This window comes from Bacillus cereus group sp. Bc010, assembly GCF_027716745.1.
Taxonomy (GTDB): domain Bacteria; phylum Bacillota; class Bacilli; order Bacillales; family Bacillaceae_G; genus Bacillus_A; species Bacillus_A pacificus.
In genome coordinates this window covers 96,976-119,023 of sequence record NZ_JAQFUY010000002.1, presented here as the reverse complement: position 1 = coordinate 119,023, position 22,048 = coordinate 96,976, and the positions used below count along the sequence as shown (strand labels likewise).

Below are 22,048 nucleotides of genomic sequence, written 5' to 3'. Positions count from 1 at the left end.
GAGATGAAAGTTAAGCACTTAGTTTTCTTCGATAGTATACGTAAAATATACCATACGTAATAAATAGCATAAATAAAATTTGTAATTCTACATTTTCTTTTAAAATAGTTGCGATAGAAGATGGTAAGTAAGGTGATGTATCGCTCGTTCCTGCACCTAACCATTTGTTTAAGAGGTTAATGGTACAAAACATAAAAACACCAGACCAGCTTGCAATAATTGCTTTCTGTTTAATTTTTGTTTCCCGTTCATCATCTGTAATCCAAGGATTAGCAGTTTTATCACTGCTGAAAAATCCGTTTATATATCCCCATATAATCATGCCAATTAAGATGGTTATCCATTTCATATGTATGCTTCTCCTCTCCCCTGTAAAAAGTATTTGACATATACAATTGTAATGTTTTCCAATTATTTATGTCAAATATTTTTTACATATCGGTTTTGTATATAGCAGGAATAAAGGATCAAATAGGGAAGAAATATGTGAGAGAATTTCATAGTGAGAGGAGGATGGGCATGAAACTCGTCTTTGTTCGGCACGGTGAAGGAGAACATACAAAAGATTTGCCGGTAAGTTTACAAAGGTTGAATCCATCATTAACAGATGAGGGAAGGAATCAAGCTAAATTACTTCAATGCAATGTACCCTTGCAAGAAACGGATATATTAATCGCTAGCCCTACACTTAGAACTTTGCAAACGGCGGCGATATGGAGTGAGAAGGTAGCTTGTCAAAAAATTGTCCATCCATATGTATCCCCGCGTATTTTTCCTTATCGAGAAGGAGCGAAAACATTACCATGTGATCACATAGTAGATCAGGGAATAATAACAAATTCATTTCCACATTTTTCGATAGAGAAAAACACAAATCAGCAGTTATGGACGGAAGGTATAAATACTATTTCAGAACATAGCTTTCAGCAAATAGTAGATGAATTTCTTCTTTTATGTTATGAGCTCGGTGCGGAAAGAGTTTGCATTGTATCTCACGACGGGACAATTACAGCATATAGGAAATATTTACAGAAGGTCGTTTTAACTAGAGCTGATTTTTTGCAAGAAACGGGTATATATGAAATGGATGTATCCTTTAAAAGTTGGATTGAGGAGATCTAATGATAGGATGGAGGGTGTATGTTGAATGTTGCACTAGTAGTTGGCTTTAATTCGGATTTAGAGGCGCAATCAATCAGAGCATCACTTGAATATTTTGGGGCGAAAGTTATAACGTACTGGATCGGTAGACCGAAAGAGTTCGTCGATATTCTTTCTGGAAACGGTTTATATAATGATATCGATTATGTTGTCTTTTGCTTCCATGGTGAGGAAGGAAAATTTGTCATGGAAGAGTTAGGTGAAGATATATATGAACAAGATGAACCGCGGGGATACTTTGGTGCAGCAGAAATTTATAAATATGCAAAATTGCATAATGTAAATATTGTAAATAGTGGGTGTACGTTAGGGGAGCGAAAATTAGCAGAATCTTTCTTACGTAGTGGCGCAAAATCGTATATTGGATCAATAGATTATGTAGATGGGAATGCAGCACTTATGTTTACAATACGCTTATTTTACGGGCTTATTAACCATGAAAAAACGTTAGGAGAGGCTTTTGAAGAAGCACGGTTAATTGATAAAGAGACACATACATTTCAATTATATAAGTAGTGTGAAACACGTTTATTCTATATTCGAATAAACGTGTTTCACATTTAACTCACATTTTTTTTACATTTTCTTCAATGAAAACCATTATCACTTATGGTATGATATGTTCAAGTTTTTACAGGTAATAAAAGTTACTATATAAACGTTAGTTTTTAATGTTTTATACACATGTCACGGATTATTCATAATTAACGTTTGAAAAATAAGTAACTAATGTTATTATATTATCTGTAACTAACTTAATTACAACTTTAGGAGGAAGATATGGTTATTCAATTTTTAAGAGGAAACAAAGCAGTTTCTTTTGTGTTAGCGGTAATTCGAGTGTATCTTGGTTACACATGGTTAATGGCTGGAATCGGTAAACTACAAGGAAAAGGATTCGATGCAACTGGTTATTTACAAGGTGCAATTGAAAAATCTAAAGGAGCACAACCGGCTGTTCAATCTTGGTGGGCATCATTTTTACAAGATTTCGCAATTCCAAACGTTGATCTATTTAATACACTTGTAACGTGGGGAGAAATTTTAGTCGGAATTGGTTTAATTGTAGGCTGTTTAACAAAAACAGCGGTCTTTTTCGGTCTTGTAATGAACTTTTCCTATATGTTTAGTGGGTCAATTGGTGTGAATCCTGAAATGGTTATTTTATCAATGTTCGTTCTAGTTTCTGGTATGAATGCTGGTAAATTTGGAATAGATGGTTTCGTTATTCCGAAAGTATTAGGTTCAAAAACTCAAAAACGCCAAAAGCAAGCTGCTTAATATATGAAAGCGGGTATCTCAAAATGAGATACCCGCTTATTTTTCAGCTATTATAGGGTTTTTGTCAAAGAAGTCTTTCACATACCCTACAAACTCTTGTGGTTCCTGACGAAATGGTGCGTGATAACCTTTTTCGATAATATGGAAAGTACTATTTTTTAAAAATTGATGATACGTTTCTCCCTCTTTCCAAGAAACGCTACTATCATTTCTTCCCCATATAATTAAGGTTGGCTGTTTTATTTCATCTGCATTAATTTGAAGACGTCTCGGCCATAATTTCATTTTATTGTAATGCTCTTCATCATTACGTTTAAATTTCACTTTGCTCTCATCATAATCTGTAATAGCAGAAACGGTATTTAAATCAGTCGACAACTGTGGTCTTGGTGATCCTTGTTTATTAACGAGTGTATGAGGACCGCCTGTAGCATCAGTTAAAATAAGGTGGGTAACGGCTTCTGGATATAAATATGTTAAATTAAGAGAAATTTCTCCACCCATTGAGTGGCCCAGTATTGCAAACGAATCGTAACCTAGTTTTTTCATTAATTTATAATACAAATTTGCATGGGTTGGGAAAGAATAATAAAAATCCATTGGCTTTGATGAGCGTCCGAAGCCTAAAGCATCTACAGAAATAATTGTATGATTTTTTGCTAAGTCTGAGTAAATCTTTTGAAAACCATCTGATGATCCCCCAAATCCATGGATCATAAGTAAAGGTGGTTTTTCATTACCAATCTTTTTGAAGTAAATGGTTTGACCATCTATTTCTATCATTTTTTCCTCGGTAGCTAGTTTTGCTGTAAGTGTATTTTTAACTTGTTTTACTTGTTCTACTGGTTTTTCTGCTGCACTACATCCTACTAATAGTGTAAGAGTAAGACAACCTACCATAAAATAGCTAAATCGCCTCAATTAGGTGTCCCCTTTCTAACATAACGCTGTATCTATCATAGCAAATAGCATATTACGATTTCCAGGAAGTTGGCTACCATTTTTGATCATAAGAGGTGAAAGGAGCGTTTCTTGGAAATTTTCTGTTTGAAGCAATTTGCGAAATGAAAATTGTGAATGTGGGACATCAATCCTTACTGTGCCATTCCAACATTCACATATCTTTTGTAGTAATTGAATAGCATCTTCTTCTCGTTTGGCGATAAGTGGATTGATACATAATATATTACCTTTTTGTATGCATAAGGAAAAAGCTTCTATACAGTTATGTCTCTCAATTTTAAAAGAGTGACTTGTTCTTGGTAATAGTAATGAATACAGTAAAGAACGATCGGCACCAGTTGTACTTTGATCGAGAGAAATAAGCGATATAATGTCTTTTTCTTTTACTTGTTGCGTATGAGTAATATGTGTTTTAGTAGTTTGTTTCTCAAAACGATGAATCGTCGTTACTGTTTGAAATCCGCATGATGTATAAAGAGGCTCACCAGCTTTTGTTGCAATAAGTGCAATTGGTTGTTTTGGGTGAGTGTGTGCTAAGCAATGATTTAGCAATGTTCGCCCGATGCCCTGGCCTTGAAAATCAGGATGGACGATTAACATGCCAATAGTAGAAAAACTATCTTTAAAAGGAAATACTCCTCCAGTTGCAATCAGCTTATTGTCATGCATATAACCGATAAGTGTGCCAAGAGAAAAGTACATTTCAAATTGTTTTTTCATAAATGTTTTCTCTTGTAACCATCCAACAGCTTTACAAAGGTCGAGTAGATCGAAAATAAAAGATTCATCTAGCTGTATTGTTTTCATAAATGCTCACCACATTTCTATTAATTTTTATAAAAGTAGATGGAAAATGTTAAATAAGAGATTTACGTTAAATGAAATCCAACTTGTTTATATTTTGATTGTAAAGGTGAAGATGGTTGATATAAAAAGACAAACTTATACAAATTATAACTGATATTTACATAAGTTAACAAAAAATTTACATATAACTAATTTTCTCTTAATAGTCTTCTATTAAATTTGATAGTGGGAAATGAATAACCTAATTAGGGGGACAAGACAGTGAAAAAGTTTGTGAAAAAAGCATGGCCATTTGCAGTTGTGGCATCATTAGCAGTTACTTCGGTAGCAACATGGAATTTTACACGTTCTAATGAAGTGAGTGCAGATGAGAACGGAAGCAATGCAAAGATTAAAAATGTCATTGTATTAATTGGGGATGGTATGGGCCCTTCATATATGACAGCTCACCGTTATATGAAAGATAACCCAAAAACTTTTGAGATGGAATCTACAGAGTTTGATAAGCATCTTGTAGGAACACAAAAGACATATCCAGAAGATGAACATGAAAATATCACAGACTCTGCATCTGCAGCAACAGCTATGTCAGCAGGAATTAAAACATATAATGCGGCAATTGCAGTTGATAATGATAAAGCAGAAGTGAAAACTGTTCTTGAACAAGCGAAAGAAAAGGGGAAATCGACAGGACTCGTTGCTACTTCTGAAATTACACATGCTACACCAGCTGCTTTCGGTGCGCATGACATTAGTCGTAAAAATATGGACGCAATTGCAAATGATTATTTTGATGAGAAAATCAAAGGGAAGCATAAAGTAGATGTTATGCTTGGCGGCGGCGTAAAAAACTTTGTTAGAAAAGATCGCAATCTTACAGAAGAGTTTAAGAAATCTGGTTATAGCTACGTAACAGATCGAGATCAATTGTTAAATGATAAAAATGATCAAATCCTTGGTTTATTTGCACCAGGCGGTTTAGATAAAATGATTGATCGCACTGATAAAACACCTTCATTAGAAGAAATGACAAATGCAGCAATTGAGCGTTTGAACAAAAATAAAAAAGGTTTCTTCTTAATGGTTGAAGGAAGTCAAATTGACTGGGCAGGACATGATAATGATATCGTTGGCGCAATGAGTGAAATGGAAGACTTTGAAAAAGCATTTAAAGCAGCGATTGAGTTTGCGAAAAAAGATAAAAATACGTTAGTCGTTGCAACGGCAGACCACGCTACTGGTGGATTATCTTTAGGTGCAAATGGTGAGTATAACTTTAAAGTAGATCCAATTAAAGCTGCAAAACGCACACCAGACTTTATGGCAAATGAGATTGCAAACGGTGCAAATGTAGAAGAAACATTGAAAAAGTATATTGATTTACAATTAACACCGGAAGAAATTAAAGCGGTAAATGATATTGCTCCTTCAAAAGATGTAACAAAGATTGATAATGCGATTGAAGATATTTTCAATAAGCGTTCGGTTACAGGATGGACAACAGGTGGACATACAGGAGAAGATGTAAACGTATATGCATTTGGCCCTGGTAAATACTTGTTCTCTGGCGTTCAAGAGAATACAAATATCGCTAAACGTGTCTTTGATATTGTTGGCGGTGGCGATCCGAATAAAGGAAGACGCTAATTATAAACGAAAGTGAGGCGAAATGCCTCACTTTTCTTTTTAGGAGATGGGAAGATGAGAGCTTTTTTCATAGGGATATTATCCTTTCTAATAGGTGTATTATTGCTAGTTGGATGTCAATCCAAAGAGAATCAGATAGAACAAAAAGCTACTACTACAAAAGCTGAAGGAAAGGTACAAATAACGAAAGAAGAAGAGAAAACGATTCAAGGTGTGATAGAGAAATTTGTACGGACGACAAATGAAAAAAATCTTACTGAACATATGGAGTTATTTTCAAAGAACATGCCTAGTGCTGAAGACTTAAAAACGCAAAAAGAAGCAGCTTTTCAAAAGGGAAATAAAAAAATTGAATTGGAACATATAGACATAAAAGCTAGTAAAGCAGGATATGTTGTTGTTGAAACAAAAGAAAAGGAAATAGAAGGAGAGGTCACTATTCAGAAGAAAGTACAGTATGCACTTGGAAAAGAAGAGGATGGCTGGAAAATTGAAGAGGTTCGCACGATAGAGAAGAAATAAAGTGAAACTTTCCGTAAATAGCGCAAAAAAGGTTCTCATTGGCGAGAACCTTTTTTTATAGTGGTAACATAATTTGATCTGAGCATGCCTCGATATCATCAATATCTTGGCGAATGGTTGCCATTTTATTATCAAGATCTTCAGCTTTCATTGCGGCATCATGTAGTTCATCTTTTAAATACTCAGGTATTTTCCCTTCATATTTATAATAAAGTTTATGTTCTAAACTTGCCCAAAAGTCCATTGCGAGCGTACGTAACTGAATTTCTGCAAAGACTTCTTTTGTACCAGAATTCAGTGATAAAGGATATTTAATAATCATGTGTAAACTTTTATATCCATTTTGTTTTGGATTAGCGATATAATCTTTTACCTCTATGATTTCCATATCTTCACGCTTTTGAATAACTTCTTTCAAATGATAGATATCTTCTACGAAGCAACATGTAATACGAATGCCGATGATGTCTTGTAAATGCGTTTGCGCATTTTCAACTGTCGGTAATAAATTTTTACGTTCAAGCTTTTTAATAATACTTTCAGGTTGTTTTAATCTTGTTTTTATATGTTCAAACGGGTTGTAATCCTCTAAAAATTGGGCTTCCCGGTTCATAATTTCAAATTTAGTTTTTAACTCTTCTAAAGCAAATGTATATGGTAGTACAAAAGCTTTCCAGTAGTTAACTGTTGATTGATTATATTCCATTTATATACACACCTTTTCCTATTTACAAGTGAGGTTGTTATTATACTAAACACCAAATCATGTAGGCGCAAGCAGCAAATGATGAGATCATAAAACGATATTTAGTTTTCATACTTTCAACTCCTTTCAAATAAAATTTTATATAAATAAACGTGATTGTTAATAAGTTCACTATGTACAATTTCTATAGTAATAGATTCGTGTGAATTTCGTATGAACTAATTGTTTCAGCTTTTTGTCTTTTTTTTGCAAATCATCATTATTCTCCATAATTTAAAGTGTTTTTATTTGATTTATTCATTTGTATAAATTAATGTATATTTGAATTTATAGTTATTAAGGAGGCTATACGGTGAACTTTGAAGAATTAGCAATTGCTAGACGTTCTGCAATGAAATTTGTACAAGGAATAGAAATCCCAGATGAGGACTTTAAAAAAATATTTGAGCTCACAAAGCTTTCTCCATCTTGTTACAATTTGCAACATACACATTATGTTGTAATTCGTGATCAAGAGCGCAAAGAAAGATTAAAAGAGTTAGCCTTCGGACAATATAAAGTATCGAGTGCATCTGCGGTAATACTTGTTTGTGGTGACAAGAGAGCATACCAAAATGTCGAAAATATTTATTTCGGTATGAAGGTTTTAAAGATGATTGATGAATGTGAGTATGAAGATACAATTAGGCAAACGAAAGGGCTATATGAAGGAAAAGGAGAACGCTTCATGGAAGAGGAAGCGATAAGAAATGCTTCGTTAAGTGCGATGACTTTTATGTACGCAGCTAAGTATTATGGATATGATACGTGTCCAATGATCGGTTTTGATGAAAAAGCAGTACAAGGTGAATTGAATATGCCAGAGCATGTAGTACCTGTTTTAATGATTACGATAGGAAAAAGTGATACTACTAAAATTCGTCCACGAGGATATAGAAAACCAATTAGTGAGTTTGTTACATATGAGACATTTTAATAAAAAGTATAAAGTACTAAAAATAAAAGGGGGCTGTCCCATAAGTCTCTTTCGAAGTAAGATCACATGAAATTGAAAAGGCAGAAACGTTATAAAATCAACATTTCTGCCTTTCACTTTTTATACGATGTTGGCTAAAAAGCACCTTTTGGGACAGCCTCTTTTTGTTTTGCAATTGACAAATAGAATGAAGTTATATATTATTTAAATCGTAATCATTACGTTTTAGTTTGCGATCTTTAAAAGAAAGGAGAATTACATATGCGTGTAAATATTACATTAGCTTGTACAGAGTGCGGTGATCGTAATTATATTTCTAAAAAAAATAAACGAAACAATCCAGAGCGCATCGAACTAAAAAAATATTGTCCACGATTAAAGCGAGTAACGTTACATCGTGAAACGAAGTAGAAGACTAGAGATATCTCTAGTCTTTTTTCGTTTATCCCGCTATTTGCAGGACAGTAAGACTCTTACCTCAAAATTCAGCGAAAGCAAAGAAGGTAGGTGGGGGTCTTACTGCCAGTAAAATCCCGATTGGTGAGGGCTGATTAAAGTTTCACTTTATATTTCTTTTGTTTGTTATAATTACCTTAAATTGTAATAAAGGGAGCGGTATGATGAATCAAAAAGATAAAGAAAGAAAAGAGCAAGTGGCTCATATTATTGACATTCCAGATGATTATAGGCTTGTTGTAGATGATCAAGAAGGTGTGGATGACCCATATCATCTATTATGGTGGGAACATAAAGGGGATGGGGAGAGAACAATACAGATTACGTTGAATAGACATACTGGTAATTTAATTGACTTTAGGATAGAGGATGAAAAAGCTTTTTCGAGCGGTAAGGAAGCGATAGAAGAGAATAAAGCAAGAGAGGTTGCAAATACATTCTTAAAAAAATATACAAAAGAAGGATATGAATTTTATACATATGTAACTGTTAAGGATGATTGGCGCGGTTGGAAAGAAGTAAATTATATGCAAGAAGTGAATGGCTATCCATTGCCGAATACGGGGTGTGTTGTGCTAGTACATCCATTAGGTGATGTGATGCATTTTCATTATAATGGACAAAAAGCTATCGAGAAAAAACCGTTATGGCCAAGTGATATTGTTGAGGAGAACGTCGTCTTAGAAAATTTGAAGGCTAGACAAGATATGAGACTTGCATTTGTAGATTTAACACACTCCTCATGTGAGTATGAAAATGGAGAAGAAGTAAAAGGGTACCATCTTGTATATGAACCAGATCCAAGTCATGCGTTTATTGATGCGCATACTGGGGAGAAATTTTGGAGTAAATAAACTTTTAAATAGGGAAAAAGGTCTTCGAGAGAAGACCTTTTTTTAGAAAGAACGATTATTCTTCGTATGTATCAATTTTATATAACCACTTCTGTACACTAGCAGGCGGTCCTTCTGTTCTCCACTTTATTGTACACATTCCACAAGAACAGTGAACTTTTCCTTTTGCAAAAATACCGGCAATTTCAGGAGTATATCCCCATGCGTGTTTTGCAATATTCATTTTTCGACGCATTGTACGTTGACGTTGGTGTCTTGTATAAGCACGTGTTCTTTCAAATTTCATATTTGTAATCCCTCCTTGTAGTACAAGTAGCTTGCAAGAGCGTACAAGGAGTTCATCTCTTACAAGCTACTCGTGTACAAGAGGGAAATGAAATATTTCATATTCCACTCTCCAATCTTTTGTTTAAGTATACGTAGTGAAGCTTTATGAGACAATTATTATGCTTAAAAACATATGGGAATGATATCGTACAGACACAAACAACCTCACGCCCACATACACTTAGTAAAGACCACTATTTTGGCGGAGGTGAAAGGTTTGAGTCTATTCGCCGCAATTGGATATATGGTTCGAGAAGTGTTTGTTTTTGTTTCTTATGTGAAGAACAATGCGTTTCCGCAGCCGTTATCATCAGACGATGAGAGAAAGTACTTAGAGTTAATGGAGCAAGGTGATGCTCAAGCGAGGAATCTGTTAATTGAACATAATTTACGGCTTGTAGCTCATATCGTTAAAAAATTTGAAAACACAGGGGAAGATGCAGAAGATTTAATTTCAATTGGTACAATCGGGCTCATTAAAGCAATCGAGAGCTATTCAGCAGGAAAAGGCACAAAACTTGCGACATATGCAGCACGCTGTATTGAAAATGAAATTTTGATGCATTTACGTGTACTAAAGAAAACGAAAAAGGACGTTTCACTTCATGATCCAATCGGGCAAGATAAAGAGGGGAATGAAATATCGCTTATTGATATATTAAAATCAGAGTCTGAAGATGTAATTGATATGATCCAGCTGAGTATGGAGTTAGAAAAGATTAAAGAGTATATCGATATTTTAGACGAACGAGAGAAAGAAGTTATCGTGAAGCGTTTTGGACTGGGGCTTGATAAGGAGAAAACACAACGAGAGATTGCAAAGGCGCTTGGTATTTCCAGAAGCTACGTATCAAGAATTGAAAAGCGCGCTTTAATGAAAATGTTCCATGAATTTGTAAGAGCAGAGAAAGAGAAAAAAGCAAAAGAATAATGTACATTGCAAGCAGCCGTATTTTAAAATGGGCTGCTTTTCTTTTTGTAAATAAGGAAAGAAAAAGAGTTGTGTTCAGAAGAAATCCATGTTCACTGTTGAAAATGACGGATTCTATCTGTAATATTAGAAGGTGCTAAACAATTTAAGAATAATACCATACTTAGCTTTCTGCATCTATACTGAAACAGTTCTATATGATATGTGGGAATAAGAACCAATTTTACATATGATATAGGAGGAAAAGAAGGGAAAGCTAAAGTTATAGACTAATTAGGAGGTTCCGCAATTTGCGACGTACATTATATCGACTTATGATCGAACTTACAAATGGTCGTTTTACTTCTTATATATTACGTAAATTTGCACAATCTCGTTTAAGCTCTATCATTATTCCATCGTATGCGAAAGTGTTTCAAATTAATCAAGATGAGATGGAAAAGGGTTTGAAGGAATATAGAACATTGCATGAATTATTTACGCGTAAGCTAAAAGAAGGAAAGCGTAGTATTGATACAGATGCATCGAGTATTGTTAGTCCTGTTGATGGTGTTTTTGCTGATCACGGTCCTATTGAGGAGACAAAAACATTTGATATTAAAGGCAAGCGTTATTCGATTGTGGATATGCTAGGTAATGAAGAACGTGCACAGCGATATGCAGGTGGTACATACATGGTTATTTATTTAAGCCCAAGTCATTATCATCGTATTCATAGTCCGCTTTCTGGTTCTGTGACTGAAAGATTTGTACTCGGTAGAAAATCATATCCGGTAAATGCAGCTGGTATGGAATACGGGAAAGAACCATTGTCAAAAAATTATCGTTCTGTTACAGAAGTGAATAGTGACGGTGAACATATGGCGCTTGTAAAAGTAGGAGCTATGTTTGTAAATAGTATTGAGCTGCTGCATGAAAGAGACACTGTTCAAAAAGGTGAAGAAATGGCATACTTTACATTCGGCTCAACGGTTGTGTTATTGTTTGAAAAAGATATGATAGAAGTAGCGCAAGAATTGAAGAGTGGACAAGAACTTCGCCTTGGTGAAAAAATTGCTACTCGATTGGCTCATAAGTAAAAAAGATTTTATAACTGTAAGCAAGATTTATGGACAAAGATGCGTAATGATGAAATTCCCTAGATGGGAGTACTTGTTTATTCGAGAGCCATCGCAGGATGGCTCTTTTTACAAGTTAGTTACTTAAAATTTCACTTTATATGTAATCAAGACGATTTGACGAGCTTGTCCTCTAATGAGCGTCTAATAATTTCTTGTTTTATAAGTAAAATGAAGTCGGGATTTAATTTTAGTTCTTTTGCTTTATAATAAGACTCAGTGAGTAACTCAGTAGATAACTGTTCCATATGTTTTGTTTTCAAGGTGAGTCACCTCCTAATAATATAAGGATTGATTCGTTGTTGCATTTAATGTACCAAAAAAATATGACAGTCACAAACGAGTGGTTATCCACATACCTAGGTGGATAAAATGTGTATAGATTGTTAGTAAATTCCAAATTAACTGAAAAATTAATGTGGAAAATGTGTACAATTTTATCCACAGGCCATATATCGAAATATGTTGTCGAAAAATTTTTATGAAAACTCCTCAAAGAGGTGAAAGAAATTGAAACTATTTTTACCAAATGAATATGTGAAAAATGTATATCATGTTCAACCAGAAGATTTGAAAAAACGTGGAATTAAAGGTGTTATTACTGATTTAGATAACACTTTAATTGAATGGGATCGTCCAAATGCAACGCCACAACTTGAAGAATGGTTTTTGAAAATGAAAGAGCAAGGCATTCAAGTAACGGTCGTTTCAAATAATAATGAGCAACGAGTGAAAGACTTTGCTGATCCATTAGGCATTCCATTTATTCATAGTGCACGTAAGCCATTTGTCCGTGCGTTTAAGCGTGCGATACAAGACATGCAGTTGCAGCCAGATGAAGTTGTAGTAATTGGAGATCAATTACTAACGGATGTGCTAGGTGGAAACCGAGTTGGACTTCATACAATTTTAGTTGTACCAGTAGCACAAACGGACGGATTAGTAACGCGCTTTAATCGAAAAATTGAACGAAGAATCATGAGAAACATGAAGAAAAAAGGTTTAATTAACTGGGAGGAATAAAGTTTGACTGAAACAATTAAATGTATTGGTTGCGGTGTAGAAATTCAAACAGAAGATAAAAATGAAGTGGGATATGCTCCTGCCTCATCTTTAGAAAAAGAACAAGTCATTTGTCAACGTTGTTTTCGATTGAAACATTATAACGAAATTCAAGATGTATCATTAACAGATGATGATTTCCTACGTATTCTAAACGGTATTGGAAAATCAGATGCGTTAGTAGTTAAGATTGTAGATATTTTTGATTTTAATGGTAGCTGGTTACCTGGCTTACATCGTTTCGTGGGAAATAATAAAGTATTACTTGTTGGGAATAAAGCTGATTTAATTCCTAAGTCAGTAAAACATGATAAAGTAAAGCATTGGATGCGCTATAGTGCAAAGCAGCTAGGATTAAAGCCAGAAGATGTCTTTTTAATTAGTGCAGCAAAGGGACAAGGGATTGCTGAGCTGGCAGATGCGATTGAGTATTACCGCGGCGGAAAAGATGTTTACGTTGTTGGATGTACAAATGTAGGGAAATCAACATTTATTAATCGTATGATTAAAGAATTTAGTGATGAGACTGAAAATGTAATTACAACATCTCATTTCCCAGGAACAACGCTTGATTTAATTGATATCCCGTTAGACGAAGAATCTTCTTTATATGATACGCCAGGTATTATTAACCACCATCAAATGGCTCATTATGTTGGAAAACAAAGCTTAAAGCTTATTACACCAACAAAAGAAATTAAGCCGATGGTATTCCAATTAAATGAAGAACAAACATTGTTCTTTAGCGGACTGGCACGTTTTGATTACGTAAGTGGCGGTCGTCGCGCATTTACTTGTCACTTCTCAAATCGTTTAACAATCCATCGTACGAAGCTTGAGAAAGCAGATGAATTGTATAAAAATCATGCAGGGGATTTACTAAGCCCGCCAACACCAGAAGAATTAGAAAATATGCCAGAGCTAGTGAAATACGAGTTTAATATTCGTGAACCAAAAACGGATGTTGTATTCTCTGGATTAGGATGGGTTACTGTGAACGAACCGGGAGCAAAAATTGTTGCACACGTACCAAAAGGAGTAAGTGTTTCATTGCGTAAATCTTTAATTTAATATGGAGAGGGATTTATGAAACAATTATATGGTGTAATCGGAAATCCAATTGGACATTCATTATCACCCGTTATGCATAACGATGCATTTGAACACTTGAATATGGATGCCCATTATCATGCCTTTCTTGTTAAAGAGGAAGTGCTAGGGGAAGCAGTAAGAGGTTTAAAAGCGTTAGGTATTTCAGGATTTAATGTAACAACTCCGCACAAAGTTGCGATTATGGATTATTTGGATGAGATTGACCCGCTAGCAAAACAAATTGGTGCAGTAAATACGGTGGTTCATAAGGATGGGAAATTGATTGGCTACAATACAGATGGAATTGGTTTTGTCCGAGCACTGCAATCCATTAGTAGTGAACCACTTCAAGAGAAACGTATTTTATTACTTGGCGCAGGCGGTGCTAGTCGAGCTATTTATTTTTCACTTGCTGATGTAGGTGTGAAAGAGATTGATGTAGCGAATCGTACGGTAGATAAGGCGAAGGAACTTATTACTGCATGTAAGGCTACTGTCCATTCTGTTGCTTTATCGCTAGAGAAAGCAACAGAAGAACAAGGGAATTATGATATTATCATTCAGACGACAACAATAGGTATGCATCCACGCGTCGAACATACGCCGTTACAAATTTCTTCGTTGAATAAGGGAACGATTGTATCAGATATAATTTATAATCCATTTGAAACGAAAATTTTATGTGAGGCGAAAGAGCAAGGTGCAATGATTCAAAATGGTATTGATATGTTTGTTTATCAAGGAGCGCTTGCATTTGAAATGTGGACAGGGCGTACGCCAAATATCGAACGAATGAAACAATTAGTTATAAGAAAGCTTGGAGGCTAACATATATGTTAACAGGAAAACAAAAAAGATTTTTACGTGCACAGGCACATCATTTAACACCAATTTTTCAAGTAGGAAAAGGCGGAGTAAATGAAAATATGATTAAACAAATCGCAGATACTTTAGAAGCTCGTGAGCTATTTAAAGTAAGTGTGCTACAAAACTGTGAATTCGATCGCCGTGAAGTTGCAGAAGAACTTGCAAAAGGTGCACGTGCTGAAATCGTTCAAGTAATTGGAAGCACAATCGTTTTATACAAAGAGTCAAGAGAAAATAAACAAATTAAGCTTCCTCGATAAAAAGATTAGCATGCGCTATTTTTATCGTTGATGCGTAATGATGTAGAGAGCGAAACCAATTGAACTTTTATTAATAGCAACTCTCTTCTGTTAGGAATGAAGAGAGTTGCTGTACGTAAAAGGAAGGGGCGTTTCTTTTGAGGAAAATTGGCATCATTGGCGGTACATTTGATCCGCCACATTATGGACATTTGCTCATTGCAAATGAAGTATATCATGCTTTGAATTTAGAAGAAGTATGGTTCTTACCGAACCAAATTCCGCCGCATAAACAAGGGCGGAATATTACAAGTGTAGAAAGTCGTTTGCAAATGTTAGAGCTTGCGACTGAGGAAGAGGAACATTTTTCTATTTGTTTAGAAGAGCTAAGCAGGAAGGGCCCATCTTATACGTATGACACTATGCTACAATTGACGAAGAAGCATCCGGATGTGCAGTTTCATTTTATTATTGGTGGAGATATGGTTGAGTATTTGCCGAAGTGGTATAACATTGAAATGTTACTTGATCTTGTAACGTTTGTTGGGGTTGCAAGACCTGGGTATACATTGCATACACCTTATCCTATCACTACTGTGGAAATTCCGGAGTTTGCTGTTTCTTCATCTTTATTACGTGAGAGATATAAAGAGAAGAAAACATGTAAATATTTACTTCCTGAAAAAGTACAGGTATATATCGAGAGGAATGGGTTGTATGAATCGTGAGAAAGCACTTCATATTGTGAAACAACAAATGCATGAAAAACGTTATATACACACAATTGGTGTAATGGAAACAGCAATTGAACTTGCTAAGTTATACGGTGTGGATGAAAAAAAAGCTGAAGTTGCAGCTATATTTCATGATTATGCGAAGTGTAGAGCGATTTCAGAGATGGAAGAGATCATTAAAAGTGAAGATTTGCCGAAAGATTTACTTTGTTATAACAAAGAGTTATGGCATGCACCTGTTGGGGCATACTTAGTAGAAAAAGAAGTAGGTATTACAGATCCTGAAATCCTGCAAGCTATTACATATCATACAAGTGGTCATGAGAAAATGACGATGTTAGATAAAGTAATTTATGTAGCTGATTACATTGAGCCTGGGCGAAAGTTTCCAGGGGTGGAGGAAGCTCGTAAACTTGCATATACGGATATAGATCAAGCTTTATTATTTGCGCTAAAGAGAACAATTCAATTTTTAATGGAAAAAGATCAAACGATTTATCCATTAACATTCCAAACATACAATGCAGTTATCAAGGAGGAAATGAGTAAATGAAAGATAAAGATTTATTAGTATTAGCAGCAAAAGCAGCTGATGATAAGAGAGCGGAAGATATGGTTGTCCTAAATATGCAAGGTATTTCACCAATTGCAGATTATTTCATTATTTGTCACGGTAACTCAGATAAGCAAGTGCAAGCAATTGCGCGTGAAATTAAAGCGAAAGCACACGAGTTCCAAATCGACGTACAACGTATGGAAGGTTTTGACGAAGCTCGCTGGGTATTAGTTGACCTTGGAGATGTAGTTGCTCATGTATTCCATAAAGATGAGCGTAATCACTATAATTTAGAGCGTCTATGGGGCGATGTGCCACGTGAAGATATTACAGAAGAGTTAGGCCAATGAACTACGAGCAATTTGCGTTGCTGTACGATGAACTAATGAATGATGTCCCCTATGATAAATGGGTGGAATTCACAGAGGAAAGCTTACAGCAAGCGGATGTGAAAGAGGCGAAGATTCTTGATGTAGCATGCGGTACTGGTAATGTAGCGCTTCCGCTTGTACAAAAGGGTTACGATGTAATCGGTGTCGATCTTTCGGAAGAAATGTTAGCAGTCGCACAGCAAAAACTAGGCGAGGCAGGATATTTTATTCCTTTTTACCAACAAGACATGCGAGAGCTTGATGTTCCAGGTGAGTTTGACTGTGTAACGATCTTTTGTGATTCATTAAACTATGTATTGCAAGAAGATGGAGTGCAAGAAACATTCCGAAGAGTGTTTCATCATTTACGTCAAGATGGTTTGTTTTTATTTGATGTACATTCTTTATATAAAATACATCATGTATTTCAAAATGAAACATACACAGTGAATGGAGAAGAAATATCTCTTATTTGGAATTGCTTCCCTGGTGAAGATTCAAACAGTGTAGAACATGATTTAACATTCTTTGTTCAAGACCCAGAAGAAGATGTGTACCATCGTTTTGACGAATGTCACGTACAACGTGCATATCCGGTTGAAGAGTTAACGAAATGGCTTGAAGAAGCTGGTTTTACAGTGCTTCGTGTAACTGGTGACTTTGAGCGACTTGAAGTTACAGAACAAACAGAGCGTATTTTCTTCATGGCGAAGAAAAACGGATAAAACAAAAGCAACCGAGAAGGTTGCTTTTGTTTTGTAAAGAAGCTGTAATTTTAGTTCTAGGATAATAAGAAGATGATATACGTAAAGTGTAAAAATGCTAGTTTAAGTGAAAGTGTAATGTAAAAAATTAAGTATTTATAAAAAGGATTTGGAATGACGATGACGTATTTATTATGTGTGTTTATTGAATTGCTGATCAACGCATTTTAAATCTTCATCAAATTTCTCGTGTGTCCGCTCGATTAATTTATGAAACATATCCCCAACATGTTCTTCTAAAACCCGAATGCCTTCTCCTGTAACGCCGCCTTTCACACATACTTTTTCTTGTAAAGTAGGCAATGTGAAAATCCCTTTTTCGAGTAGTTTCCCCATTCCGACGACCATTTCACTTACTAAAGTAGTGGCTTCCTCATGTGTAATATTTGTTTTATCTACAGCAGCATTAATGAAACATTGTAATAAATAACTAAAGAATGCAGGGCCGCAGCTTGCTATATCAGATGAAACGCGCGTTATATCTTTTTCTATTACAAGGGGAGTAGAAATGTTTTTGAATAAGCGAAATAGTTTTTGTTGCCATTCTTCAGAGCAGTTACTTCCAAATGTAAATAGTGATGCGCCGGATAGGGCGCGGTTTGTAATGCTCGGAATAATACGAGCAACATGGCAAGGTACAAGTGTCTCTAATTGTGATGGAGATATTGGACTTGTGATAGAAACTAAGCACTTTTCATCAGAAAAATGTTCAGCGTATTTTTGTAAGATTGGGTATATATCTATCGGCTTTACACAAATAAAAATAAGATGTGATCGTTCGATTGCCTCATCAATAGTTTTGGCTATATGAACAGAAGGGTATTTTTCCTTTATATGATATGCTTTGGCGGGCGTTCGATTAATGATCGTAAGGCACGAAGGTTTGACAGCACGGGTTTCTAAAAATGCATCGATTAGTATATTCCCCATGTTTCCTGTCCCTATAATTCCTATGTTCAATGTTTCATCCCTCCTTCGTAACAGCTTTCTCCTAAACAATATGAATGATGTTATAAATTTATGATTAGAGGTGAAAAATGATGTGGGGTTTTCCAAAGAAATGGTTAGGATTAGCAGCTATTATTGGAACTGTGCTTTTTCTTATTTTCTGGAAAACGAACGAGCATACAGAGCGATCAGCTATTGCAACGGATGTTCAAGCGAAAGATATGGAGAAGAAAAGTAAACCGAAAATATCGGATACAAAGCAGCAGAAAAAAATAATTGTAATTGATATGAAAGGGGCTGTTGTTAAAGAAGGGGTGTATGAAATGAAAGAAGGGGACCGGGTCAAGGATGCCATTGAAAAAGCAGGTGGTTTTTTGCCTGAGGCAGATAGGATGAAGGTAAATTTAGCGCAAATGGTACAAGACCAAATGCTTCTTTATGTACCGAATAAAAACGAACAAGTGCAAGAAATAGCTGCTGTTTCAAAGGGAGAGGGAAAAGTTCAAATAAATGCAGCTTCTAAAGAACAACTTGAAAAAATTACAGGTATTGGTTCTCGGAAAGCAGAAAGTATTTTGAAATATCGAGAGGAACATGGTCCGTTTCAAAAAATAGAAGATTTGTTAGAGATTGATGGGATTGGTGTGAAGTCTTTGGAGAAAATAAAAGATCAAATTATTATTCCGTAAAAGATTGACGAAGTTTTTCTTCATTCGCTACACTACAAGTAGACAAAAAAGTAGGTGAAGAATATGGAACGAATTTCATGGGATCAATATTTTATGACGCAAAGCCATTTGTTATCTTTACGTAGTACATGTACAAGGCTTGCAGTAGGAGCGACAATTGTTCGTGATAAACGAATTATTGCTGGTGGATATAATGGTTCAATTAAAGGTGGCGTACATTGTATAGATGATGGATGCTACGTTATTGATAATCATTGTGTTCGTACAATTCATGCAGAAATGAATGCTTTATTACAGTGTGCAAAATTTGGCGTGAAAACGGAGGAAGCGGAAATTTATGTTACGCATTTTCCTTGTTTACAATGTTGTAAGGCGATTATTCAAAGTGGTATTACAGCAGTTTATTATGCACAGGATTATAAAAATCATCCGTATGCTGTAGAGTTATTTGAAAAAGCGAATGTAACGGTGAAACACGTTCCACTAGAATATGATATTGCAGCATTAGAGGATCAAAAGCGTCATATGGAGTTAAAAGAACTATTTGCATCTTTAGAAAAAGAGAACTTATCAATGGAAGAATTACAGCATGTATTCACGAAAGCAAAAATGATGCTATAAGGAGTGAGTATGAGTTGCAAGGACAATGGGGCTATGTTGCAATCTCATTTATAATAGGGATTGCAATTGCCTTCTCTTCTTCAGTTGTATGGCTGACTTGTTGTCTCGTTCTAAATGTTTTCTTTTGTTTGTATCGTACTCCGCGTAAAACTTTCTTTTATTGTATGGTAGCGTGTTTAAGTGGCGCTATGTACACCACGTATGTTCAAGGGCAAAACAAGCCTCTGGGAGAGTCCTACGAAGCTACAAGAGGAGTGATACATAATACACCTCTTATTAACGGAGATCGCCTCTCATTTCAAGTTGAAGATCAGAATAAAAATATAGTGCAGTTAAGTTACAAAATGAAATCAGCCTTGGAAAAGAAACAAATGCGACAATTACATGCAGGAGTATCATGTGTATTCGAAGGTGAGAGGAAAGAACCGCAAATAGCTCGGAATTTCCATGGGTTTAATTATCGTGATTATTTATATAAGCAAAATATTCATTTCATATTGGACGCTACATATATTTCTGAATGCCATAAAACATCGTTGTCACTCGTGCAATGGATTCTTCTCTTGAGGCAACAAGCAATCTCAGAAGTTGCAGAAATGTTTCCAGAGCAATCAGGCGCTTTTATGAATGCGTTAGTATTTGGTGATAGACAACAAATGACATTTGAAGTTGAAGAGCAATATCAACAATTCGGTCTCGTGCATTTATTGGCGATTTCAGGATCGCATATCGTATTGTTAATGGTAATCGTGTATTTTATTTTGCTAAGAAGTGGTGTGACAAGGGAGGTAGCAACGGTATGTCTTATCTTCTGTATTCCTCTGTATATGATTTTAGCAGGAGCGTCACCATCTGTTATAAGAGCTTCTATAACAGGAGTTTTTATGTTAATTGCTTTTATGTGTTCTATTCGTTTATCTAGCTTAGATGCTTTAAGTATAACAGCTATATGTATGCTTATATTTGATCCATATCTCGTGTTTAATATTGGCTTTCAGTTTTCTTTCGTCGGTAGTTTTGCTTTACTTTTATCTGCCCCGCTTTTACTAGAGAGTGGTAATGGAGTAATTCGAAATTCTATTTATATTTCTTTCATTTCACAGCTCGTTAGTACTCCGATTTTGTTATATCACTTCGGTTATTTTTCTCCATATAGTATTTTCTTAAATATCCTATACGTTCCGTTTTTATCTCTCGTTGTATTGCCGTGCAGTATTGTTATTTTGATATGTATACCGGTCATCCCGTTTCTTGCAAAAAGGCTTGCGAATGTACTATCAATAGGTTTGAATCTTTCTAATGATTTTTTAAGTTATTGTGAAAACTTACCATTTACCCGTCTTAATTTCGGACAAACGTCTATACTTCTTGTGGTCTTATATTGCGTGAGTATTATTAGTATATTGATGGTTTGGGAAAGGCGAATGGCGAAGGGAATTCTGTTTATATCTGCAGGCGTATTTCTTTTTATCAGTACATGCCATTATGTATATCCGTATTTTCGAGAAAGTGGGAGTGTTACCTTTCTCGATGTTGGACAGGGAGATGCAATATTAATTCGCCTTCCGTATGATCAAGAGATTTACCTTATTGATACTGGTGGAACAATTCGGCCAAACAAGGAAGAATGGCAACGGAAAAAGCATGAATTTTCTGTCGGAAATGATATTTTGATTCCTTATTTACAAAAGGAAGGTATTAAAAAGATCGATAAATTAATTATAACGCATGGAGATGCGGATCATATAGGTGCTGCGCAACAGTTATTATCAAATATAACCGTAAAAGAAGTTGTATTTGGTCGAAAGGAACAAGATGCGGAATTAGAAAAAATAGTAAAGAAACAGGCTTTAGAAAAGAAAGTGAAAATAAGAGAAGTGAGAGAAGGAGAAAGTTGGAGCATAAATGGAGCGGAATTTTTCGTATTAGCGCCAACAGGAAAGGAGAGCAGTGAAAATAACGCTTCAATTGTAATGTTGGCAAAATTAGGAGGACTAACGTGGTTGTTTACAGGTGATTTAGAAGAAGAAGGCGAGAAGTTTTTAGTAGCTACGTATCCAGAGTTGCGAGCGGATGTTTTAAAGGTTGCTCATCATGGAAGTAATACGTCATCTACAACGCCTTTTCTGAGCGTCGTACAGCCTAATATAGCGGTTATTTCTGTCGGTGAGCGTAATAGGTATGGGCACCCTCATAAGGACGTTATAGAGCGTTTTGAGAAGAGGGGGATTGAAATATGGCGTACGGATAAGCAAGGGGCTATCTCCTATGTTTTTAAAGGGGAAAACGGAACCTTTCGCAGCAAAATCACATATGATGAAACACATAATAGATAAAAAAGACTGCCAGTAAGCAG

At 35.4% G+C, this 22,048-nt stretch carries 27 protein-coding genes and 1 pseudogene; 21 read left to right on the top strand and 7 right to left on the bottom strand.

What is annotated here, in order from left to right; translation table 11 throughout:
* Positions 1–10: 10 nt before the first annotated feature.
* On the bottom strand, positions 11–349 hold the full coding sequence (locus PDQ68_RS03675; RefSeq protein WP_014893505.1) for a hypothetical protein: 339 nt from the start codon (positions 347–349) through the stop codon (positions 11–13).
* Between the two features lie 68 nt (positions 350–417).
* Between PDQ68_RS03675 and PDQ68_RS03670 the strand changes: the two genes are divergently transcribed.
* The 3 genes from PDQ68_RS03670 to PDQ68_RS03660 all read left to right on the top strand — a co-directional run bounded on the left by PDQ68_RS03670 (position 418) and on the right by PDQ68_RS03660 (position 2,442).
* Positions 418–1,122 (top strand): histidine phosphatase family protein, encoded by a 705-nt coding sequence (locus PDQ68_RS03670; RefSeq protein WP_153016957.1) that lies wholly within the window; start codon positions 418–420, stop codon positions 1,120–1,122.
* Between the two features lie 18 nt (positions 1,123–1,140).
* Positions 1,141–1,677: a hypothetical protein gene (locus PDQ68_RS03665; protein ID WP_000935628.1), complete on the top strand. Its 537-nt coding sequence runs from the start codon at positions 1,141–1,143 to the stop codon at positions 1,675–1,677.
* A gap of 264 nt (positions 1,678–1,941) precedes the next feature.
* Complete coding sequence (locus PDQ68_RS03660; protein WP_061184089.1) at positions 1,942–2,442, top strand: DoxX family protein; 501 nt, start codon at positions 1,942–1,944, stop codon at positions 2,440–2,442.
* Between the two features lie 36 nt (positions 2,443–2,478).
* Here PDQ68_RS03660 and PDQ68_RS03655 read toward each other — a convergent pair whose 3' ends face one another.
* Both PDQ68_RS03655 and PDQ68_RS03650 read right to left on the bottom strand, forming a co-directional pair.
* The gene (locus tag PDQ68_RS03655; RefSeq protein ID WP_062821262.1) at positions 2,479–3,363 is read right to left on the bottom strand and encodes an alpha/beta fold hydrolase; all 885 of its coding nucleotides are present in this window, start codon (positions 3,361–3,363) and stop codon (positions 2,479–2,481) included.
* Positions 3,364–3,378: 15 nt separating this feature from the next.
* Positions 3,379–4,212, bottom strand: coding sequence for a GNAT family N-acetyltransferase (locus PDQ68_RS03650; protein ID WP_016718508.1), 834 nt, complete (start codon positions 4,210–4,212; stop codon positions 3,379–3,381).
* A 261-nt stretch (positions 4,213–4,473) separates the two neighbouring features.
* Here PDQ68_RS03650 and PDQ68_RS03645 point away from each other — a divergent pair, with 261 nt between their 5' ends.
* A complete protein-coding gene (locus PDQ68_RS03645) occupies positions 4,474–5,859 on the top strand; it encodes an alkaline phosphatase (protein WP_061184087.1) in 1,386 nt (461 codons plus the stop codon).
* A gap of 54 nt (positions 5,860–5,913) precedes the next feature.
* Positions 5,914–6,381 (top strand): hypothetical protein, encoded by a 468-nt coding sequence (locus tag PDQ68_RS03640; RefSeq protein ID WP_001201006.1) that lies wholly within the window; start codon positions 5,914–5,916, stop codon positions 6,379–6,381.
* A gap of 55 nt (positions 6,382–6,436) precedes the next feature.
* On the opposite strand, the gene PDQ68_RS03635 is transcribed toward PDQ68_RS03640, so the two are convergent.
* Positions 6,437–7,087, bottom strand: a complete 651-nt coding sequence (locus PDQ68_RS03635) for a GTP pyrophosphokinase (RefSeq protein WP_000456217.1) — start codon at positions 7,085–7,087, stop codon at positions 6,437–6,439.
* Positions 7,088–7,439: 352 nt separating this feature from the next.
* On the opposite strand from PDQ68_RS03635, the gene PDQ68_RS03630 reads away from it, so the two are divergent.
* From PDQ68_RS03630 to PDQ68_RS03620, 3 genes and pseudogenes are all read left to right on the top strand, one after another.
* A complete protein-coding gene (locus tag PDQ68_RS03630; RefSeq protein WP_061184086.1) occupies positions 7,440–8,063 on the top strand; it encodes a nitroreductase family protein in 624 nt (207 codons plus the stop codon).
* A 261-nt stretch (positions 8,064–8,324) separates the two neighbouring features.
* Positions 8,325–8,474 (top strand): 50S ribosomal protein L33, encoded by a 150-nt coding sequence (gene rpmG, locus PDQ68_RS03625; protein WP_001265617.1) that lies wholly within the window; start codon positions 8,325–8,327, stop codon positions 8,472–8,474.
* A gap of 209 nt (positions 8,475–8,683) precedes the next feature.
* Positions 8,684–9,355, top strand: a pseudogene (locus tag PDQ68_RS03620) (YcdB/YcdC domain-containing protein); the annotation flags it as partial.
* A 73-nt stretch (positions 9,356–9,428) separates the two neighbouring features.
* Here the strand turns inward: PDQ68_RS03620 and PDQ68_RS03615 are convergent.
* Positions 9,429–9,659, bottom strand: coding sequence for a hypothetical protein (locus tag PDQ68_RS03615; protein ID WP_000667453.1), 231 nt, complete (start codon positions 9,657–9,659; stop codon positions 9,429–9,431).
* A gap of 258 nt (positions 9,660–9,917) precedes the next feature.
* Here PDQ68_RS03615 and sigK point away from each other — a divergent pair, with 258 nt between their 5' ends.
* Both sigK and PDQ68_RS03605 read left to right on the top strand, forming a co-directional pair.
* The gene (gene sigK / locus PDQ68_RS03610; protein WP_000051382.1) at positions 9,918–10,631 is read left to right on the top strand and encodes an RNA polymerase sporulation sigma factor SigK; all 714 of its coding nucleotides are present in this window, start codon (positions 9,918–9,920) and stop codon (positions 10,629–10,631) included.
* 290 nt (positions 10,632–10,921) lie between these two features.
* Entirely contained in the window at positions 10,922–11,710 is a 789-nt protein-coding gene (locus tag PDQ68_RS03605) for a phosphatidylserine decarboxylase (RefSeq protein ID WP_061184084.1), read from the top strand.
* A 146-nt stretch (positions 11,711–11,856) separates the two neighbouring features.
* Here the strand turns inward: PDQ68_RS03605 and sda are convergent, their stop codons facing one another.
* Positions 11,857–12,012 (bottom strand): sporulation histidine kinase inhibitor Sda, encoded by a 156-nt coding sequence (gene sda / locus PDQ68_RS03600; RefSeq protein ID WP_000850094.1) that lies wholly within the window; start codon positions 12,010–12,012, stop codon positions 11,857–11,859.
* Between the two features lie 247 nt (positions 12,013–12,259).
* On the opposite strand from sda, the gene PDQ68_RS03595 reads away from it, so the two are divergent.
* The 8 genes from PDQ68_RS03595 (at position 12,260) to PDQ68_RS03560 (ending at position 17,395) form a co-directional block, all read left to right on the top strand.
* Positions 12,260–12,772, top strand: coding sequence for a YqeG family HAD IIIA-type phosphatase (locus tag PDQ68_RS03595; protein WP_000765306.1), 513 nt, complete (start codon positions 12,260–12,262; stop codon positions 12,770–12,772).
* Positions 12,773–12,775: 3 nt separating this feature from the next.
* Positions 12,776–13,882 (top strand): ribosome biogenesis GTPase YqeH, encoded by a 1,107-nt coding sequence (gene yqeH, locus PDQ68_RS03590; RefSeq protein ID WP_000140795.1) that lies wholly within the window; start codon positions 12,776–12,778, stop codon positions 13,880–13,882.
* A 15-nt stretch (positions 13,883–13,897) separates the two neighbouring features.
* A complete protein-coding gene (gene aroE, locus PDQ68_RS03585; RefSeq protein WP_000812093.1) occupies positions 13,898–14,731 on the top strand; it encodes a shikimate dehydrogenase in 834 nt (277 codons plus the stop codon).
* A gap of 5 nt (positions 14,732–14,736) precedes the next feature.
* Positions 14,737–15,030, top strand: a complete 294-nt coding sequence (yhbY, locus tag PDQ68_RS03580; RefSeq protein ID WP_000955224.1) for a ribosome assembly RNA-binding protein YhbY — start codon at positions 14,737–14,739, stop codon at positions 15,028–15,030.
* A 137-nt stretch (positions 15,031–15,167) separates the two neighbouring features.
* Positions 15,168–15,737 carry a nicotinate-nucleotide adenylyltransferase gene (nadD, locus tag PDQ68_RS03575; protein WP_061184083.1) on the top strand — a complete coding sequence of 190 codons (570 nt, stop codon included), beginning with the start codon at positions 15,168–15,170 and terminating at the stop codon, positions 15,735–15,737.
* Positions 15,727–16,296, top strand: coding sequence for a bis(5'-nucleosyl)-tetraphosphatase (symmetrical) YqeK (gene yqeK / locus PDQ68_RS03570; RefSeq protein WP_001078362.1), 570 nt, complete (start codon positions 15,727–15,729; stop codon positions 16,294–16,296). Before nadD ends, yqeK begins: the two co-directional genes overlap by 11 nt.
* Entirely contained in the window at positions 16,293–16,649 is a 357-nt protein-coding gene (rsfS, locus tag PDQ68_RS03565) for a ribosome silencing factor (RefSeq protein WP_000653200.1), read from the top strand. Before yqeK ends, rsfS begins: the two co-directional genes overlap by 4 nt.
* Complete coding sequence (locus tag PDQ68_RS03560; RefSeq protein ID WP_061184082.1) at positions 16,646–17,395, top strand: class I SAM-dependent DNA methyltransferase; 750 nt, start codon at positions 16,646–16,648, stop codon at positions 17,393–17,395. Before rsfS ends, PDQ68_RS03560 begins: the two co-directional genes overlap by 4 nt.
* A gap of 171 nt (positions 17,396–17,566) precedes the next feature.
* On the opposite strand, the gene comER is transcribed toward PDQ68_RS03560, so the two are convergent.
* Positions 17,567–18,394: a late competence protein ComER gene (gene comER, locus PDQ68_RS03555; protein ID WP_061184081.1), complete on the bottom strand. Its 828-nt coding sequence runs from the start codon at positions 18,392–18,394 to the stop codon at positions 17,567–17,569.
* A gap of 77 nt (positions 18,395–18,471) precedes the next feature.
* Between comER and PDQ68_RS03550 the strand changes: the two genes are divergently transcribed.
* From PDQ68_RS03550 to PDQ68_RS03540, 3 genes are all read left to right on the top strand, one after another.
* Complete coding sequence (locus PDQ68_RS03550) at positions 18,472–19,071, top strand: helix-hairpin-helix domain-containing protein (RefSeq protein WP_270786580.1); 600 nt, start codon at positions 18,472–18,474, stop codon at positions 19,069–19,071.
* A 63-nt stretch (positions 19,072–19,134) separates the two neighbouring features.
* Positions 19,135–19,692, top strand: a complete 558-nt coding sequence (locus tag PDQ68_RS03545) for a ComE operon protein 2 (protein WP_000439783.1) — start codon at positions 19,135–19,137, stop codon at positions 19,690–19,692.
* Between the two features lie 14 nt (positions 19,693–19,706).
* Positions 19,707–22,028 carry a DNA internalization-related competence protein ComEC/Rec2 gene (locus PDQ68_RS03540; protein ID WP_061184079.1) on the top strand — a complete coding sequence of 774 codons (2,322 nt, stop codon included), beginning with the start codon at positions 19,707–19,709 and terminating at the stop codon, positions 22,026–22,028.
* Positions 22,029–22,048 lie beyond the last annotated feature (20 nt).